This window comes from Ruegeria sp. BI12, from assembly GCF_056537985.1.
Window position 1 is genome coordinate 273,701 of sequence record NZ_JBQFSL010000001.1, and the last position, 16,423, is coordinate 290,123.

Annotated in this window: 18 protein-coding genes and 1 pseudogene; 5 read left to right on the top strand and 14 right to left on the bottom strand. The window is 53.5% G+C overall.

All coding sequences use genetic code 11. The annotated features are described in order from the left end of the window. Window positions 1-3: 3 nt before the first annotated feature. The 4 genes and pseudogenes from ACR0AK_RS01445 to ACR0AK_RS01460 form a co-directional block, all read right to left on the bottom strand. Window positions 4-381, bottom strand: a pseudogene (locus ACR0AK_RS01445) (DUF2955 domain-containing protein); the annotation flags it as partial. After that, window positions 371-1,435, bottom strand: a complete 1,065-nt coding sequence (locus ACR0AK_RS01450; protein ID WP_480792126.1) for an HlyD family secretion protein — start codon at window positions 1,433-1,435, stop codon at window positions 371-373. The pseudogene ACR0AK_RS01445 and the gene ACR0AK_RS01450, both read right to left, overlap by 11 nt. After that, entirely contained in the window at window positions 1,432-2,511 is a 1,080-nt protein-coding gene (locus ACR0AK_RS01455) for an AI-2E family transporter (protein WP_170561379.1), read from the bottom strand. Before ACR0AK_RS01455 ends, ACR0AK_RS01450 begins: the two co-directional genes overlap by 4 nt. A 175-nt stretch (window positions 2,512-2,686) precedes the next feature. Further along, on the bottom strand, window positions 2,687-3,013 hold the full coding sequence (locus ACR0AK_RS01460; protein WP_480792127.1) for a potassium channel family protein: 327 nt from the start codon (window positions 3,011-3,013) through the stop codon (window positions 2,687-2,689). Window positions 3,014-3,432: 419 nt separating this feature from the next. On the opposite strand from ACR0AK_RS01460, the gene ACR0AK_RS01465 reads away from it, so the two are divergent. The 3 genes from ACR0AK_RS01465 to ACR0AK_RS01475 all read left to right on the top strand — a co-directional run bounded on the left by ACR0AK_RS01465 (window position 3,433) and on the right by ACR0AK_RS01475 (window position 7,405). Next, window positions 3,433-6,030 (top strand): AsmA family protein, encoded by a 2,598-nt coding sequence (locus ACR0AK_RS01465; protein WP_480792128.1) that lies wholly within the window; start codon window positions 3,433-3,435, stop codon window positions 6,028-6,030. Window positions 6,031-6,704: 674 nt separating this feature from the next. Beyond that, a complete protein-coding gene (locus ACR0AK_RS01470; protein ID WP_480792129.1) occupies window positions 6,705-7,019 on the top strand; it encodes an ArsR/SmtB family transcription factor in 315 nt (104 codons plus the stop codon). Then, window positions 7,016-7,405: a VOC family protein gene (locus tag ACR0AK_RS01475; protein WP_480792130.1), complete on the top strand. Its 390-nt coding sequence runs from the start codon at window positions 7,016-7,018 to the stop codon at window positions 7,403-7,405. Before ACR0AK_RS01470 ends, ACR0AK_RS01475 begins: the two co-directional genes overlap by 4 nt. 271 nt (window positions 7,406-7,676) lie before the next feature. Here the strand turns inward: ACR0AK_RS01475 and ACR0AK_RS01480 are convergent, their stop codons facing one another. Further along, window positions 7,677-8,366, bottom strand: coding sequence for a GDSL-type esterase/lipase family protein (locus ACR0AK_RS01480; protein WP_480792131.1), 690 nt, complete (start codon window positions 8,364-8,366; stop codon window positions 7,677-7,679). Window positions 8,367-8,762: 396 nt separating this feature from the next. On the opposite strand from ACR0AK_RS01480, the gene ACR0AK_RS01485 reads away from it, so the two are divergent. Then, window positions 8,763-8,990 (top strand): hypothetical protein, encoded by a 228-nt coding sequence (locus ACR0AK_RS01485; protein ID WP_480792132.1) that lies wholly within the window; start codon window positions 8,763-8,765, stop codon window positions 8,988-8,990. Between the two features lie 302 nt (window positions 8,991-9,292). On the opposite strand, the gene ureG is transcribed toward ACR0AK_RS01485, so the two are convergent. The 9 genes from ureG to ACR0AK_RS01530 all read right to left on the bottom strand — a co-directional run bounded on the left by ureG (window position 9,293) and on the right by ACR0AK_RS01530 (window position 14,610). Then, window positions 9,293-9,922 carry an urease accessory protein UreG gene (gene ureG / locus ACR0AK_RS01490; RefSeq protein ID WP_480792133.1) on the bottom strand — a complete coding sequence of 210 codons (630 nt, stop codon included), beginning with the start codon at window positions 9,920-9,922 and terminating at the stop codon, window positions 9,293-9,295. Next, the gene (locus tag ACR0AK_RS01495; RefSeq protein ID WP_480792134.1) at window positions 9,919-10,572 is read right to left on the bottom strand and encodes an urease accessory protein UreF; all 654 of its coding nucleotides are present in this window, start codon (window positions 10,570-10,572) and stop codon (window positions 9,919-9,921) included. Before ACR0AK_RS01495 ends, ureG begins: the two co-directional genes overlap by 4 nt. Further along, window positions 10,556-11,008 (bottom strand): urease accessory protein UreE, encoded by a 453-nt coding sequence (gene ureE / locus ACR0AK_RS01500; RefSeq protein ID WP_170561371.1) that lies wholly within the window; start codon window positions 11,006-11,008, stop codon window positions 10,556-10,558. The genes ACR0AK_RS01495 and ureE overlap by 17 nt, the downstream gene beginning before the upstream one ends. Window positions 11,009-11,036: 28 nt before the next feature. Continuing rightward, window positions 11,037-11,261 (bottom strand): DUF1127 domain-containing protein, encoded by a 225-nt coding sequence (locus tag ACR0AK_RS01505; RefSeq protein WP_170561370.1) that lies wholly within the window; start codon window positions 11,259-11,261, stop codon window positions 11,037-11,039. 121 nt (window positions 11,262-11,382) lie between these two features. Further along, window positions 11,383-13,092: an urease subunit alpha gene (gene ureC, locus ACR0AK_RS01510; RefSeq protein WP_170561369.1), complete on the bottom strand. Its 1,710-nt coding sequence runs from the start codon at window positions 13,090-13,092 to the stop codon at window positions 11,383-11,385. After that, a complete protein-coding gene (locus ACR0AK_RS01515) occupies window positions 13,092-13,397 on the bottom strand; it encodes an urease subunit beta (protein WP_170332117.1) in 306 nt (101 codons plus the stop codon). Before ACR0AK_RS01515 ends, ureC begins: the two co-directional genes overlap by 1 nt. Further along, window positions 13,394-13,555, bottom strand: a complete 162-nt coding sequence (locus ACR0AK_RS01520) for a peptidase M23 (RefSeq protein WP_480792135.1) — start codon at window positions 13,553-13,555, stop codon at window positions 13,394-13,396. The genes ACR0AK_RS01515 and ACR0AK_RS01520 overlap by 4 nt, the downstream gene beginning before the upstream one ends. Window positions 13,556-13,568: 13 nt before the next feature. Then, complete coding sequence (locus tag ACR0AK_RS01525; RefSeq protein WP_170561366.1) at window positions 13,569-13,871, bottom strand: urease subunit gamma; 303 nt, start codon at window positions 13,869-13,871, stop codon at window positions 13,569-13,571. A gap of 1 nt (window position 13,872) precedes the next feature. Next, window positions 13,873-14,610: an urease accessory protein UreD gene (locus ACR0AK_RS01530; RefSeq protein ID WP_480793625.1), complete on the bottom strand. Its 738-nt coding sequence runs from the start codon at window positions 14,608-14,610 to the stop codon at window positions 13,873-13,875. Window positions 14,611-15,084: 474 nt separating this feature from the next. Between ACR0AK_RS01530 and urtA the strand changes: the two genes are divergently transcribed. Beyond that, window positions 15,085-16,365, top strand: a complete 1,281-nt coding sequence (gene urtA, locus ACR0AK_RS01535) for an urea ABC transporter substrate-binding protein (RefSeq protein WP_480792136.1) — start codon at window positions 15,085-15,087, stop codon at window positions 16,363-16,365. Window positions 16,366-16,423 lie beyond the last annotated feature (58 nt).

The window sequence follows — 16,423 nt, forward strand, 5'->3', positions numbered from 1 at the left end:
CAAGGCCAGATCCTGTGATTGCAGAACCAAGTTCGGGATCATCAGTGCACCCATCAGGGCAATGACACCCGGTAAAACTCCGGCGCCTGAAACCGACCACATGAATGACAGGATTATTCCAATGGCCACCAGAATAAGGAAAACAAGAGGATATGGTGAGAAGATTGACGACACCAGGAACGAAATGAACATCAATCCAATCGAAAAAACAAACAGCTTAGAAAATGCTGCCAGAGGCAACGCGGCGGGCGCCTGCAAAAACAGTGCGGTGAACACCGCCCCAACGACGGCGAGTGGCCAGCCAAGAAACAAGCCCAAGGAAAAGACGCCGGTAATACCCACCGCAAGCCGGGCGACAGAGCGTTGGTCCTCAGTACGCATAGGACAGTATTGAAACCACGCGGATGTAGGTGCGGCCTACCAGGTTCAGCAACGAGTTGTCACTTAGATACATGATCACATCGGCCTGCCCGTTCAACTGAAAGCGAAGATCATCTTCGGCACTTCCAGCTTCATAGCCTGGTAGTACGATCCTGACTGGGAACCTTTCCGGCTCTCGCAAGAAACCTTTGGTACTGGGCGGACTCGCCAGTTGCCCGGGTTCGTCACCGCCACTTAGGGAAACGGCCGCGCTAAAGCTCTCAATGACGCCCGGAACAATCTTGCCAGGATGCATGTCCAAAACCACGTCAACCGGAGAACCTATCGAAGCTCTTCCTAGGTTATTCTCTGTAAAATACGCCTCGATCCAGACGTCCGTTGCGTCCAGAAATGTCAAAAGATCCTGACCGGATCGCGCATACGTTCCAGGCGCTATCAACAGGTTAGAGATCACGCCTGTCGCCGGAGCACGCAGTTCAGTCCATTCCAGGTTCAGTTCCGCATCCGCCAAGGCCGCCAACGCGCGCTGGATTTTCGGGTTTTCAATCCCATCTTCGCCAAGCCTTTGCTTTGCTTTTTCCAGATCCGCTTTTGCATTCTCATAGTTTGCCTCGGACTCTGCCAATTGCCCTCGTGCGTCATCAGCCTTTGAGACGGCAATCAGCCCTTTCTTTTCGAGCGCAAATACCCGTTCCGTCTGAATGCGCATCGTATCCAGATCGCTTTGCGCCCTTGCGAGTTTGGCTTGTGCCGCTCTCACCTCTGCTGAAGATGCACCCACTTCTTGAGTGGCTGCTTCAAGATCAGCTTCCGCCTTGTCGCGCTGAATCTCGTAGGGTCGCGCGTCGATCCGGACAAGGACATCTCCTGCCGAGACAACCTCACCGTTTTCGACCAAAACTTCAGTCACAGTGCCAGTCACCTGCGGGACGATCTGGGTCGCCACGGCTTTTACTCTGGCGTTCCCGGTAAATGGCGTTTTCCGATCAGCGACCAGGTACCAGACAAGGAAAATCAGAATGACAGCCAAGGTTGTCCATATTGTCTTCCTCATTTCGCCGCACCTTCAGCAGTGCCCTCGGCTTCGGGCGAGCTATCAATCCAAACTTTGAATAGCTCATAGAAAACAGCGAAGAGAACCGGCCCCATAAAGACGCCGATCAAACCGTACGCCATCATACCTCCGAGAACACCGATGAGGATGACCAACATGGGAGTCTCAAGGCCTTTTGAAATGAACACGGGTCTTAGGAAGCTGTCCATTATCATGACGGGAACGGCCAATATGGTGAAGATCAAAGCAGTTCCGCCGGACATGGAACTCCAAGCGTAGATAATTACCGGTATTAGAACCAATCCAGGCCCGATTTGGATAATTGAGAGTATCAGGCAGATAAATGCCAGAGTGGCGGCCGAAGAAATCCCAAACAAAGCCAACAGTATCCAAACGAAGACCGCCTGAATGGCTGCTACGCCGATCACGCCTTTTGTCACGTTCCGGATCGTTGCGCCTGCCAGTGTTACGAATTCACCGCCGCGTGGTGCGAAGACACGGTTGGCAAAGCGCTGAAGACCCTGGACCAAACTTGGCCCGGGGCTGAACAAAGCCCCCATAATCAGTACCGACAGAGCTAAGCCAAGCAACCCTATTCCGATGCCCAGCACCTTCCCGAAAAGCGATTTGGTGATCTCAAGGATTTGCGTGCCATATTTTGCAAGCGCGCCGTCAAGATTGCGCTCAAACATTCCCCAGACATCGGCAATTTTGTCTCCCACCAAGGGCAATTCCTTGAGGCCCTCGGGCGCAGGTGGGACTTTCAGCTCACCCTTGTCTGCTTGTTCTGCGAATTCAGACCCAAGTTCTGCGGCACCAGACACCGCCGTAGCAACTGGCCCGAGGGTCAGAACAAGGCCCAACAAAACCAAGATCGTCGTGGCAAGTTTTTTCCGGCCTCCCAGCTTGGACTGAAGCCAATCAAATGCCGGGTAAAGCGCCACACAGAGGATCGTTGCCCAGATAACCACGCTCGCAAGCGGGGCCACCATGACCAGGGCGCTGTAGAGGAATAGTCCAAGAAAGAGCAATCGTATTGCCAGATCGACAATCTTCGCGTCTTGTGTCTTTTCCATTCCATCCCTCCGTGTTTTTTTGAATGTTACACTCAAAAAACCTAATATGTATATTTTTTTGAAATTTAGTGGTCATCTATCAGCTTGAAGACACAAATGAATCCGGGCCATGGCTTGAGATGCCCAGTCAAATCAATGCCTGGGCATGAATTCGGTTTGGCCAAATTGGGATAATCTATTTGTCGGTTTTTTTGTCGTCTTGGGACAAGATTGTATCTGCCACTGTGGTCGCCGCGGTCACAAAGACACCGAGACCTACAATGATGTATACCATTGTGAAAATCTTTCCTGCTGCGGTTTCAGGTGAGAAGTCACCAAACCCCACGGTCGAAATCGTCACGACGGAAAAGTAGATTGAGTCGAGCCAACTCCAACCTTCGACAAAGTGGTAAAAGACCGAGGCCCATAAAATCATTCCAACTGTGAAGGCAAGAATGCCTTTCACTCTACCGTCCTTGAAAGCGACGCCAATCCCACGTGTTATTCTGGTTAGTGAATTCATCATGCCCTCATCGTTTGATGAATTCACACATAGCAGTAATTAAATAAATATGGAAAATCGGAGGAACTTGGCAGCCTGTCAATTGAAGCTCACGTCGTGCCGCCATGTTCAAAGCTCATGCAGCGTATCCATTTTGGCTAGTAAAACTCTCTTCGCGCCAACTGTTAGAAATCAGGGCGTGCAACACTGGCCGAACGTTTGTCATTTACCCGCTTCTTAGCGGTTCGACTAAACAGGCGAGAATATCAGCTATATGGTCAAGATCATTCAGACTTCAGATCATTTGCCGACCATATATTCCATTAACTTAATGATTAAATGGTCTAGGCTGCCCATTGGATGAATCGGAATTTTAGGAGAAGACGGTGCGATACGTTGCAAAAGGTATTTTGATTTGTTGCGCTGTCGCGTTTGTCGCTGTGTTTGCAGCTTGGCTTTTCCTGTCTTCTGCGTTGTTTTCCTCGGTCAGGACTGCTTTCGTCGAAAACCTGATCTCCAAGAAACTTGGCCAGGAGGTTAGAATTGAAGATGAAGTGCGTCTGGGTATTGGCCGGCAATTGCAGGTGTCAGCGGCAGGGCTGGAATTACCCGGTTCTCCGAATGCTGATGTGAAACTTGCAGTAATCGATGAGATCGAGTTTGAAGTTTCCGCGCGCGACCTTTGGAACAGTAAACTGTCACTGAGTGGTCTTTCACTCTCAGGTGTTCATCTGAACCTAATCACAGACAAAGACGGCTTCGGTAACTGGCAGTCCATTGCCCAAACGGAAGCCGAAGCCGGGAAACCTGCAAATTCCCCGACGTCGCTGTTAGCCGGAATTCTAACGGACCGCAAAATTGATCTGACTGATATCGCCATTCTTTATCAGAACGATTTAAACGGGCTTGAGTTGGACCTTCAGCTTCCTGAACTGCTCTTAAAGCGTGATACGGAAACCGATGTTGCGACGGCAGTCGGGGCCGGTTCGCTGAACGGAGAGAGGTTTGATCTGAACGCGACATTCCCCACCGAGGACCCGTTTCGGTTGGCGGTGAACTTCGAACAGATTTCGATTATCGCCGAGGAAGTCCCTCAAGAGAACGGTCTGCAAGTGGCAACGACCGTAGAGATTGCCGAACTTGGCCAGCTTCTCGATATCCTGAAGCTGCGCCGCGTTTTGGAAGGTACAGGGATTATTGGCGCAACATTCACATCAGTCGACGGCGTAGCACGGATTGATGACCTATCTGTATTGGCGAAATTAGATGGCGGGCAAAGCCTTTCGTTGACGGGGCAGATCGGGGAACTGGGAAATCCGGAAGACGTATCGTTGACAACCCGCATTCAGTTGTACCCTGAAGATGCTGAACCAGCCCCTGCTGCATCGCGTTATGATCTTAAACTTATCGCGGTCGACATGGTTATCGACAGCGTGCCTGGGCAGGTGCCGCAGCGACAAATGGTCATAAAGACCAACGGTTTCACGTTGGACACGTCCGGCGAAGGCCCGCCCCCGATTAAGTTCTCCGAGCTTTCCAGAACGCCAGAAGGCGCCTTAAAAGTCGGAAACATCAACCTTAGAATTGGGAACCCAGCCGATCCGTTTATCATTTTGAACGGTTCGGTCGATGACGCGCTTCAGTTGCAAGGCATATCAGCAGAAGGCCTAATGGATATACCGGCAAGCAGTTTGATCTCGCCAGAATTGTTGGGACCAGACGACCAGCTTGGCAGGTTTTCCGGTGACTTCCATTTGAACGGCGACATCAATCAGCTTTCGCTGACAAATTTGGATGGAAAGACAAGCGATACGGAGGTCTGGGACCTTGAGGTGCATGGCACTGTTGAGAATGTACTCAAATTCGAGGACCTGGATTTGGCAATTGATGTCGCAGTCCCATCCGGGGCGGACCTTTTGGAGGCACTATCGCTTGAACGTGTGGAAACCGGGCAGGCTCGTCTTGAAATCAACCTTGTTAGCGAAGGCACTGATTGGAACGCGAGTGCCAATGTTGAGGTCGCTGACTCTATCTTGCAGATTATGGCCGATCTTGATGATGCAACAAGCGACCCGGTGCTGAAGGGTTCCATTGAGAGTGACCTGATTAAGATAGATCAGATCCGAACTATCGTTCAGGCTGCCGCACAATTGCGGAAAATAGGCGGCCTAGAGCCGGAAGAGAAAGAAACTAAACAAGAAGACGAGAGCGGCCAAGGTGCATTAAGAGATGTAACGCTCAAACCTATCGGGCGCTCAATTCTCTTGTCCGGTATGGATATGGATGTCGACGTTGACCTTCGGCACATCGAAGGAGCCCAGGGCATCAGCAGTTTGCAGAGCGAACTGACGCTCAACGAAAATGAGCTTAAGGCCGGGCCTTTGAAGTTTGAATATGGAGGTGCTCATTTCGACGTCAGCGGGCAGTTGGATCTTTCGAACGACGCGCATCTACTCACGTTGACCGGCAACGCGGGCGGTTGGCAGCTGGATGATATTCTTCACAACCTGAACTTCAAAAAGGGTGCGAGCGGTACGATCTATGCAGATTTTTCGGTGACCGGCGGAACCGATTCACCGAAGCATTTTGCAAACAGCATGAACGGCAATGCTACTGTTTCAATGCGTGATGGCTCGATCGAGACGCAGCTTTTGGATCTGGCAGGGCTAGGGGTGCTACCTTGGGTGTTTACCAAAGAGAAGCAAAAGGTTGCTCCAATCGTATGTTTGCGTGCGCCGATTAGTATCTCAAATGGAAGTATTTCGACGAAACAAACCACATTGGAGACAGACCATGTCCAAGTTGTCGTCTTTGGCGGTGTTGATGTGGCGGGCAAGGTTTTGGACCTAAATCTGCAGCCCCGTAAGATTGGCGAACCTCTCTCGAAGAGCCCCTGGCCCGTGACCTTGAAGGGCCCACTAGCAAAGCCGAAGATCAAGGTTAAAGACGGTCCAAAACGACTGAAACGATCGGATGGTGCGGACAAAATGCCAGCAAAAAGAAAACTTTGCGTTCCGGACATTTTACAACTGCAATAGTGGCAGAGGCAGTCGAAAAAAGAACAGTATTAATGTTCAAAAAGAATGACATCGCTTTGTGGAAGCGATTTTTGCCTTGGATTTTCTCTCGATACATTCCGCACTTTAGACGAATGGCAACTCTCGTGGAGTTCAGCCGACACGATGGAAGACCTGTGTGACCCAAATGGAAAAACGTGTGCATTATTGAAATGGCAGTTAAAGCGAAATCAATGGCTTAGTTATGCGTGGGTGGCAAAATCATTTATCGCCCAACATTCCTGTTGAACGTCACACGAACCTGACCAACCGTCATAGTTGGACCATATAGCGAAGCCGCCTGTTCCTGGGGATCTGCCACATGGCGAATGCGGAAGGGGGGCAAGGCAATGGTATTCGACAGGGGGGTGGCGCGCAGGCACAGCCGAGGACACGGCCCTGTCCAATAAGGTTGTCCGAGGGGGAAGGCAGCGCCTTCGCCCTGACGGCCAGTGGTGATTGGCTTTTCCAACTGCCGCCGGCTCACAAATGGGTCGATGGCCGATAGCCTCACCACATCCAGTAAGTACAGCCCAAAACCGCCATTCTGTCACGCCGCCGCTCACAGCCGCATCGAGATCTTAGTGACGAATGCTGCAAGACTTACAAACGGCAGGTTCGATTTGACATGCAACAATATTGTTGCATAAAGAAGCATGAGCGTCCAATTCGACCCCCAACTAAGTATTCTCTTCAGCGCCCTTGGTGACACAACGCGATTGTTAATCCTCGATGAGCTGAGAAAGCGTGACGACCAGACGCTTTTCGAGCTCTGCGCAAGGTTATTCGAAGAGCATTCAATCACAATATCCCGACAAGGCATCACTAGGCATCTGATTACGCTAGAGCAGGCCGGTTTAATCACCACTGCTTGGCGGGGCCGCACCAAGATCCACTCCCTGGCGGCAGCGCCAATTGTGAATGCGATCAATCCCTGGGTGGAACTATTTTCTCAAGGAGACATGAAATGAAAATGTACATGAAGAGCATAGCAGTTGACGATCAGTCTAAGGCTCTCGATTTTTATACCAGTAAACTCGGGTTCGTTGTGAAGCACGATATCCCTTTGGGCGAACATCGTTGGCTGACCTTGGTTTCGAAGGAGGAAACCGAAGGCGTGGAATTGGGGTTAGAGCCCAACGCACATCCAGCAACGCGCGCCTATCAGGAAGCACTCATGGCCGATGGTATTCCTGTTTCGGCATTCAGAGTCGATGATATTGAGACTGAGGTTGCCAAACTTGAAGCAGTAGGCGTTGAATTCACACAACCTCCTGTTAAAGCCGGTGGCGCGACGATGGCCGTTTTTGACGACACCTGTGGAAATCTCATTCAGCTGGTCCAGTTGCATGTTTGATCGCCGAAACAGAAGTTTTGCCAAATTCATAAGGCCTGGATTCATAGAGACGAATAATTGGCTGCTAACTTCGCAAGGCCGCAATTGCTAAGTCTAGGTGTGAATGGCTGGTTCGGGCTGCGGCCCGCCGCTGACGCGATTTGTAATGAATGCCGCCACCGAACCCCAATTCAGACACGCGAACTCGAGCTAACTTTCGGGCAAATAGCGAAGTAAGGGACACCAAGGATTCGTTGAGAGTTGACCGGATTACCTATGTGCGCCTGCGCTTCTAAGTCTCAAGCAAGCCGCGGACAACATTGGCGATTTCTTTGGCTATAGGCTTTAGCGCCTCGGGGTCGAAATGTATGCCATCAATCGCTCCTGGACCGACTACCTGATTGATGTCAAAGCACTCCGCACCGAACGCGTTAGCAACTGTCGGATAGGTCTCGCGAATTCGTTTAAGGGCAGCTCGGCTGTGAACCGGGTCAAACATAGGTTCCAACCACGTGCCACCAGCCTCGCCCATTTCTGGCGGTATGAGGACAAGAGTAGATGGGGCTTTGCCATTGGGGCTAAAACTCGATTTAGAAACAACTTCCAAAAGGCGGCTCAGACCACGTGCGATCTCGTCGCCATTGACGTTAAAGCGGGTCTTGGCGTCATTCGATCCCAGGAGGATTATGACAAGATCAAGCGGCATGTTTGATTTGAGCGCTACAGGCAGTTGAGCCAGGCCACTCATGTCGCCTAAAACAGGGTCGTCGAATACTGTTGTTCGCCCATTCAATCCGTTTTCGACAACGTGGTACGATGAACCAAGCTCAGCTTGCAGTTGCCGGGTCCATCGCTCTGCGAATCCGTAACGGATCAGGTTTGCACCGCCACGCGGATCGAACCCCCAGGTCAAAGAGTCCCCGAAACACAAAACCGTCTTCGGGTCGGTTGTAGGCTGACCCTGCGTCTCCTTTAATACCATCATTCGCCCCAGATTGGATTGAACAACTATAGCCGATAGGACGATGAGGCCTCAATCATTGCAAAAAGCGTAGGTGGGCACGGAGCACTTTCGCTTCGGGGCACATTTCGGACCCACCCTTCAAAATCACACAATACTTTGTGTCCTCTACTCTGGGTATCTGAAATCCATGCGTGAACGTCCGCTTCGGGCAATGCGGCCAGCATTGCCAGTTAGGGTACGGCAGAATCTTGAACGCAAAACAACCCATTTGCAGGCTGACGAATTTTTAGCACGTTCGTTAGCTAGGAACGTGTGCTGGCGCCGAGATCGTCATTCCTACTCGACCCGCTACTGCCATGATCGCCGGAATATCGGGCGTGCCGTCAGGCATCGCTTGAGGATGGAACCGTAAAAATGCGTGGCGCAAGAAGAGTGGCGGCTTTTTTGGAAGCACTTGCACCAGTTCATCCATTGATGGAGCCGCAGGAAATAGACGACCTGGCGAAGCGGTTGTCCATGACGACCGGCATGGAGCAACTTATTATACTTGAAAATATTTTGCGCGTGAACGAAGCGGCTGGCTACCAACTTCAGGAAGGGTTGGTCGATGCTCTGTTGGATCGGTACTTGCCAAAAAACTGAAGCAGAATTCAGATGCCGGCCTTTTCCTTAAACTGCTGGCAAAAAGGATCCAGCTTAACGTCCGCTTTGGGCTGCGATCAGCTATTTGTGTAAGACGCAACCAGCAGAGTCACGGCGTGCAAAACTACATTCTACCACTGAGTAAATCCGACACCGACTGACTGTCATTGGTCATCCATAAATCTGACAACCATCCTGTTGCTCTTTTCGTTGTGCATTTCCCAATAACTCTTGGTGATCTGGCCGGGCGATCCGGAACCAATTTTTTGGCCATCGATGACTTGGCCACTTCGTCTCCGGGATTAACTCGCTTTCGAAACCTCTAAACCTCCCCCTCTCACAAGCAGATCCACAATTGCGTCGACCCCGCTTCTGTGACGAAGTGACGAGAACAAGAAGGGTCGTCCTTTGCGCATTTTTTTCGCATCACGTTCCATAACCTCCAACGAAGCGCCAACATGCGGCGCAAGGTCGGTCTTGTTGATTACAAGGATGTCCGATTTCGTAATCGCGGGCCCGCCTTTCCTTGGGATTTCTTCGCCTGCGGCGACATCGATCACATAGATGGTCAGATCCGCCAATTCCGGGCTGAATGTGGCCGATAGATTGTCGCCACCGCTTTCAATCAATACCACGTCGAGGTCAGGATGACGTTTTTGCATTTCGGCGACAGCCGCCAAATTGATTGAGGCGTCTTCGCGAATTGCTGTATGCGGGCAACCACCGGTTTCGACGCCAATGATCCTGTCACGCGGCAGGATCTGCATGCGCATGAGCGCCTCGGCATCCTCCTGCGTATAGATGTCATTGGTAATAACACCCACTGAGCAGACATCGCGCAGCGCTTCGGACAAAGCAGCGGTCAAAGTGGTTTTTCCGGCTCCTACAGGGCCTCCGATGCCCACGCGAAGCGGGCCGTTCATACTCGTCATGTGCGGAAAATCCTCGAATATTGAGTTTCGTGCTTCATCGATGCGATGTCCGACAGAAACGCCGTTGAACTTAGCTGATCCAAATCAGCCTCTTGGGCACTTTGTGCAATCCGCTCGCACAGTGGCGTTAGAGTACGGATCAGCCTTTGCGCGTCAGTCTGGCCCAAGGGTACAAGGCGCGTTGCGCAGGCAACAAGATTACTGGCAAACGCCTGCAGAAACATTTTAGTCGTCAACAAAATGGGAAGGTTCTGCAAGCTGGCTGCTTGGCCTATGCTGACAGGGTAGGAGAATTGGCTCAGATCCAATTCCCAGACATCTCCCGTGACGGTTCCAAAGGCCTGACCCAGCAACTTGGTTTCCATGAGCCTTTCGGATGACGCACAAAAAGCCCGAGCGATAACATCGACGTTGGTCAGTTCATCTTTACCCTGCGCACTGTATGCCGCCACAACGAACACAGCATCATTCCATCCGGATCCGTGTTCCAGCACGTCCGAAATCCATGCTTCGGTGTCTTGTGAACTTGTGACAGCTCCCTCGTCAATTGCAGCCTCCAACCCGTGAGAATAGGCGAACCCCCCTACAGGATATGCAGGGGACAACCATTGGGTCAGCGTCAGGATATCGGCGTCAGTGGGTATGGCCATGGGTCCTGCCGTGGCCATAGGCTCCGCCTTCTGGGGTGAACGGTTCGCGCACCTCTCGCACCGTGGCGCCAATCTTGAGCAGCATGTCTCGGATAACGTGATCGACTTGGATCAACAGGCGATCCTTTTCGATCTGACAAGGCGTATGGCGATTGCCGATATGCCATGCAATGCGCGTCAGGTCTGGGGCGGTGACCTCCAGCAACGCCTCGGGTGCAGCTTGTATTTCCACTTCGCGACCATCGTCCAAAACCAAGGCGCCGCCGTGGTTCAACGAAGTCGTTTGCGCCAGATCGATGAGAATCTGTTCGCCACTTTCGCAGGTCAGAACCTTGCGACGCAAAAAACGGTCATCATAGGTTAGCGACAGGCAGTCTGCCGGATCGCTGTGTGTGTGATCCGAGTACTTACGTGCAGTACAGAGCAGGGCGGTCATACCGTCACCTCCTCTGCAGCGGGAATGGTCAGAGCCAGATTGAGTCCGAAAATACCCGATGCACGATCCGTTCGCGTGTCAGGCCGCGCTTTTTCAACTCTTCGTCGCTGAGCGATTGCAGGAATTCGACTTGCCGGACGCGTGATTGAGCTTCGGCCACGCTGATCAGGGCCGAGTAAACTGATGACCCGATTGATGCGATCAAACCGGACAACGAAAAGCGTGCGTGTGTTTGTGCTGTTGAGTGTGCCATTTGGACCCTCGTAAATGTTGGTCCTCCCATTGGATTTAATATTTGTCATAGTGGCCTCACTTAGAAGAGCGTGTTTGGTCATTCCTGCCTTGCACGAGTCGCAACGCAGCACATTTTTTGATCAGAACAAAAAGTATCGTTGCGCCATTGGCAGCGTTTCGGCAGGTTGGCAGCTTAGCAGTTCGCCATCTGCCCGAACCTCGTAGGTTTCCGGGTCAACCTCGACTTGCGGCGTCGCGTTGTTCAGCAGAAGATCCTGCTTGCCGATCTCTCGCGTGTTCTGGACGGCGACGGTCTGTTTTGCCAATCCCAGTGTATCACCGATCCCATCCGCATAGGCGGCCTGCGAGACAAATGTGATCGCCGAGTTTTCCACCGACCGTCCGTAAGCGCCAAACATGGGGCGACTGTAAACGGGTTGCGGTGTAGGGATCGAAGCGTTGGGGTCGCCCATCTGTGCACAAGCAATCGTACCGCCCAGCAACACCATCTCGGGCTTCACTCCGAAAAAGGCTGGGTTCCACAAGACTAAGTCGGCGCGCTTACCTTCTTCGATGCTACCGATTTCATGGCTGAGGCCGTGGGCAATGGCTGGGTTAATGGTGTATTTCGCGATGTAGCGGCGGACGCGGAAGTTGTCGTTCTCACCGGTTTCCTCGGGCAGGCGACCGCGTTGTGTTTTCATTTTGTCAGCGGTTTGCCAGGCGCGGATCAGAACTTCTCCTACGCGCCCCATGGCCTGGCTGTCAGACGCGATGATGCTGAAGGCGCCCATGTCATGCAAGATGTCCTCGGCTGCGATGGTCTCGCGCCGGATGCGGCTTTCGGCAAAGGCCACATCCTCGGGGATGGACTTGTCGAGGTGATGACAGACCATCAGCATGTCCAGATGCTCTTCGACCGTGTTCACAGTGAAAGGCCGCGTCGGGTTGGTCGAGGACGGCAATACATGGTTCTCGCCGCAGATCTTGATGATATCTGGGGCGTGGCCACCACCTGCACCCTCGGTGTGGAAGGCGTGGATTGTACGGCCTTTCATGGCCGCCACAGTGTTTTCGACAAAGCCGGATTCGTTCAGCGTGTCCGTGTGAATCATCACCTGCACATCCATCGCGTCGGCCACCGACAGGCAGCAATCGATGGCGGCAGGAGTTGTGCCCCAATCCTCGTGCAGCTTCAGCGCGCAGGCACCGGCTTTGACCTGCTCTTCGAGCGCGGCAGGCAGCGAAGCGTTGCCCTTACCCGCAAAGGCCAGATTCATCGGGAAAGCATCCGCCGCCTGCAACATCCGCCCGATATGCCACGGACCGGGGGTGCAAGTGGTCGCCAGAGTGCCATGTGCCGGCCCGGTGCCACCGCCAAGCATGGTCGTAAGGCCAGAATGCAGCGCATCTTCAATCTGTTGCGGGCAGATGAAATGAATATGACTGTCGAACCCACCTGCCGTCAGGATACGACCCTCGCCAGCAATGGCCTCGGTTCCGGGTCCGATGATGATGTCGACACCGGGTTGTGTATCGGGGTTTCCCGCCTTGCCGATCTTTGCGATCCGCCCGTCTTTCAGGCCAACGTCAGCCTTGTAGATGCCCGAGTGATCAACGATCAGAGCATTGGTGATGACCGTATCCACAGCGCCTTCGGCACGCGTGGTCTGAGATTGCCCCATCCCGTCGCGGATTACCTTTCCACCACCAAACTTGACCTCTTCGCCATAACTGGTCAGATCACGTTCGACCTCGATCACAAGATCGGTATCGGCCAACCGCAGCTTATCCCCGGTGGTAGGGCCGAACATCGCCGCATAGTCTGAGCGCTTGATTGTTGCTGGCATCAGAGTGACCCCATGACCTTTTGATTGAAGCCGTAGACCCTGCGCGCACCGCTGATCGGGATCAGCGAAACTTCGCGGGCCTGCCCTGGTTCGAACCGCACAGCGGTGCCTGGCGCAATGTCCAGACGCAGGCCATGCGCAGCAGCGCGGTCGAAGTCGAGCGCGGGGTTGGTTTCGGCGAAATGGTAGTGTGAGCCGACCTGAACCGGGCGGTCGCCGGTATTGGCGACCATCAAAGTGATCGCATCAGTGTCGGGGTTCAGGGTAATTTCACCATCAGCCGGGAACAGTTCTCCGGGGATCATCTGTTCAGCTTTGTGATCAGCACGACAGCAGCCAGCGCAACAACTGCCAGCCCAACGCCCATCGCCGCGTAATCGGTACCGTGCGCGTGGATATGCGTTCCGTTGTGGGCGGCTGCCGGGCCAGCGAAAATCAGGGCGGGGAAAAGCATGCGTGTCATATTGGTTTCCTTTTCAGCGAATGGGGTTATGGACAGTCACCAGCTTGGTGCCATCTGGAAAGGTGGCTTCGACCTGAACCTCGTGGATCATTTCGGGCACACCCTCCATACATTGGTCGCGGGTGATCACTTCAGCCCCGGCTTGCATCATGTCAGCTACTGAACGTCCATCGCGCGCACCCTCGACCACGGCGTCGGTGATCAGGGCGATCGCCTCGGGGTGGTTCAGTTTGACGCCGCGCGACAGTCGCTTTCGGGCGACCTCGGCGGCCATGGCGACCAGCAGTTTGTCTTTTTCGCGAGGGGTCAGGTTCATGTCAAAGCATCCAGCATCGAGGTAGCGTGTCTTTGTTCAACCGACGCAAGATCGGCATCAATGTGCGACGGAGTGCAAAGCTATTTTCGGCAAGAACACGAGCAACCAACAGGTTATTGCGGATCATAGTCGCACCTGCGGTGTCGGGCAGCATCTGTCGAATGGCATTCAGATGACCTTCGGCTGACTCCGATACAAAGACGATCAACGCCATCGCACCCGCGCCGTTTGCAATATGCGGTTTGGACAGATGTTTGTGCCAATCACCCGAGAACTGGATCGCGTCAAGGAACACTTTTTTCCCTTGGAACCGTATCTCGATCCGATCGTTTAGGCGGATATCGGTCAGCGTCTCGCCCATCGCAATGCGGCCGAAGACCAGCGGCTCTACCATCAGCATCTCGGCATCTGGCGCCATCTCGATTTTCAGGCGTCGCTCCAGAGCGCTACCATTGAACAGAATGGTCTCTTGCGGCAACCAGTTCAGCCGGGCTTCAGTCTCAACAGTCAGATGATTGGTAACCTGGCCACATTCTTGCGGCTTGGCCTTGTAGGCACGCTCGCAGGCTTGTGTTGTCAAAGTCAGCGCGGTTCCTTTCGCCGCCTTGCCGGAAAATCGAAATGAATCGCCCCCGGTTATGCCGCCGGCCGTGTTTAGGAGAACCGCGTCAAGATCAGGTATATTGGTTCTGGGGAACAGGCACTTAAAAGACCCGGACTGGCGAAACTTGTTCAGCACCGTCCTGGCGCCCAATTGCTTGGTGCTCAAGCTGACGGCACCTGCAGCACGCGGTGGAACAGCACTGTGCGTGTGCAATATGGCTGTAACTTGGGTAATAAGGCACCTTTAGAGCTTGGTTCGGTGGCACCTGTTTCTCTGTTGAAGGGACGGAACACTAATCTACAGTGTCGAAATCTGCTTATTTCAACATCGCGCGTCTAAATTTTAGACAGCGACCCCGGTCTTGGATGAAAAAATAGGCGCATCTCGCCGATTTCCCAAATTGGGTTAAAGGTAAGTTGCCAAGCTTGCTGCGATGCAGAAACCGTATGGGTGCCACCGCGGAAACGACCCGGGGGGTGTGTGACGGCTGCGCGAATTGGACCTCGAACACAACCGCCACACGGAACGCAACAACAGTTGCGGGGATCAGGTAGAAGAAGAGTGTGCCTTTGCGCAAGCCCTCTCTCCCGGCCCCGCCAGGAGGATTACATGAAATCGCTCAATTCCACGCTCGCCGGATCACTTGTATTTGCTGCCATGGCCACCGCCGCACTGTCGGCTGAAGACACGATCAAGGTTGGCGTGCTGCATTCGCTGTCCGGCACGATGGCGATCTCGGAAACCACGCTGAAAGACACGATGCTGATGCTGATCGATCAGCAAAACGCGAAGGGCGGCCTGCTGGGCAAGCAGCTTGAGGCGGTTGTGGTCGACCCCGCATCCGACTGGCCGCTATTTGCTGAAAAAGCGCGCGAGCTGCTGACCGTCCATGAGGTGGATGTGATCTTTGGCAACTGGACTTCGGTCAGCCGCAAATCGGTTCTGCCGGTCATCGAAGAACTGAACGGTCTTCTGTTCTACCCGGTTCAGTATGAGGGTGAGGAAAGTTCGAAGAACGTGTTCTACACCGGCGCCGCTCCGAACCAGCAGGCAATCCCTGCGACAGACTATTTTCTGGAGGAACTGGGGGTCGAGAAATTTGCTCTGCTCGGCACGGACTATGTCTACCCCAGAACCACCAACAACATTCTGGAAAGCTATCTGAAGCAGAACGGCATCGCGGATGACGATATCTTCGTCAATTACACGCCTTTCGGCCACTCCGACTGGTCCAAGATCGTGGCTGACGTAGTCGCGCTGGGCGCGGATGGCAAGAAAGTCGGTGTGATCTCGACCATTAACGGTGACGCCAATATCGGTTTCTACAAGGAACTGGCCGCCGCTGGCGTTTCGGCGGACGATATTCCAGTCGTAGCCTTCTCGGTCGGCGAGGAAGAACTGTCCGGTTTGGATACTACCAACCTCGTTGGTCACCTTGCCGCTTGGAACTACTTCCAGTCGGCGGATACCGAAGCCAACGCGGAATTCGTGGACACCTGGAAAGCCACCATGGGCGACGAGCGCGTGACCAATGACCCGATGGAGGCGCATTACATCGGCTTCAATATGTGGGTGAACGCCGCGACCGAGGCCGGTTCGACCGAAGTCGATGCCGTGCGCGCCGCGATGTACGGGCAGGAGTTCCCGAACCTGACCGGTGGCACCGCTGTCATGCTGCCGAACCACCACTTGGCGAAACCGGTTCTGATCGGTGAGATTCAGGAAGACGGTCAGTTCGACATCATCAGTGAGACTGATGTCGTGCCGGGTGATGCATGGACCGACTTCCTGCCGGAATCGGCGGTGCTGGTCTCGGATTGGAAAGAGCTAGGTTGCGGTATGTACAACACCGAGACCAAGACCTGCGTTCAGACGCTTTCGAACTACTAAACGGCTTGCAAGGCGGGTGTGATCGCCCGCCTTGCTCTCAAGACACCTCGGGTTTCAC

Coding starts and splice junctions, on each gene's coding strand:
- ACR0AK_RS01460 (WP_480792127.1), bottom strand. CDS start 3,013: ATGAATTCACTAACCAGAATAACACGTGGGATTGGCGTCGCTTTCAAG.
- ACR0AK_RS01455 (WP_170561379.1), bottom strand. CDS start 2,511: ATGGAAAAGACACAAGACGCGAAGATTGTCGATCTGGCAATACGATTG.
- ureC (WP_170561369.1), bottom strand. CDS start 13,092: ATGCCAGCAACAATCAAGCGCTCAGACTATGCGGCGATGTTCGGCCCT.
- ACR0AK_RS01480 (WP_480792131.1), bottom strand. CDS start 8,366: ATGGTATTAAAGGAGACGCAGGGTCAGCCTACAACCGACCCGAAGACG.
- ACR0AK_RS01515 (WP_170332117.1), bottom strand. CDS start 13,397: ATGATCCCCGGAGAACTGTTCCCGGCTGATGGTGAAATTACCCTGAAC.
- ureE (WP_170561371.1), bottom strand. CDS start 11,008: ATGACCGCCCTGCTCTGTACTGCACGTAAGTACTCGGATCACACACAC.
- ACR0AK_RS01475 (WP_480792130.1), top strand. CDS start 7,016: ATGAAAATGTACATGAAGAGCATAGCAGTTGACGATCAGTCTAAGGCT.
- ACR0AK_RS01450 (WP_480792126.1), bottom strand. CDS start 1,435: ATGAGGAAGACAATATGGACAACCTTGGCTGTCATTCTGATTTTCCTT.
- ACR0AK_RS01525 (WP_170561366.1), bottom strand. CDS start 13,871: ATGAACCTGACCCCTCGCGAAAAAGACAAACTGCTGGTCGCCATGGCC.
- ureG (WP_480792133.1), bottom strand. CDS start 9,922: ATGACGAGTATGAACGGCCCGCTTCGCGTGGGCATCGGAGGCCCTGTA.
- ACR0AK_RS01505 (WP_170561370.1), bottom strand. CDS start 11,261: ATGGCACACTCAACAGCACAAACACACGCACGCTTTTCGTTGTCCGGT.
- ACR0AK_RS01485 (WP_480792132.1), top strand. CDS start 8,763: ATGCGTGGCGCAAGAAGAGTGGCGGCTTTTTTGGAAGCACTTGCACCA.
- ACR0AK_RS01470 (WP_480792129.1), top strand. CDS start 6,705: ATGAGCGTCCAATTCGACCCCCAACTAAGTATTCTCTTCAGCGCCCTT.
- ACR0AK_RS01520 (WP_480792135.1), bottom strand. CDS start 13,555: ATGACACGCATGCTTTTCCCCGCCCTGATTTTCGCTGGCCCGGCAGCC.
- ACR0AK_RS01495 (WP_480792134.1), bottom strand. CDS start 10,572: ATGGCCATACCCACTGACGCCGATATCCTGACGCTGACCCAATGGTTG.
- urtA (WP_480792136.1), top strand. CDS start 15,085: ATGAAATCGCTCAATTCCACGCTCGCCGGATCACTTGTATTTGCTGCC.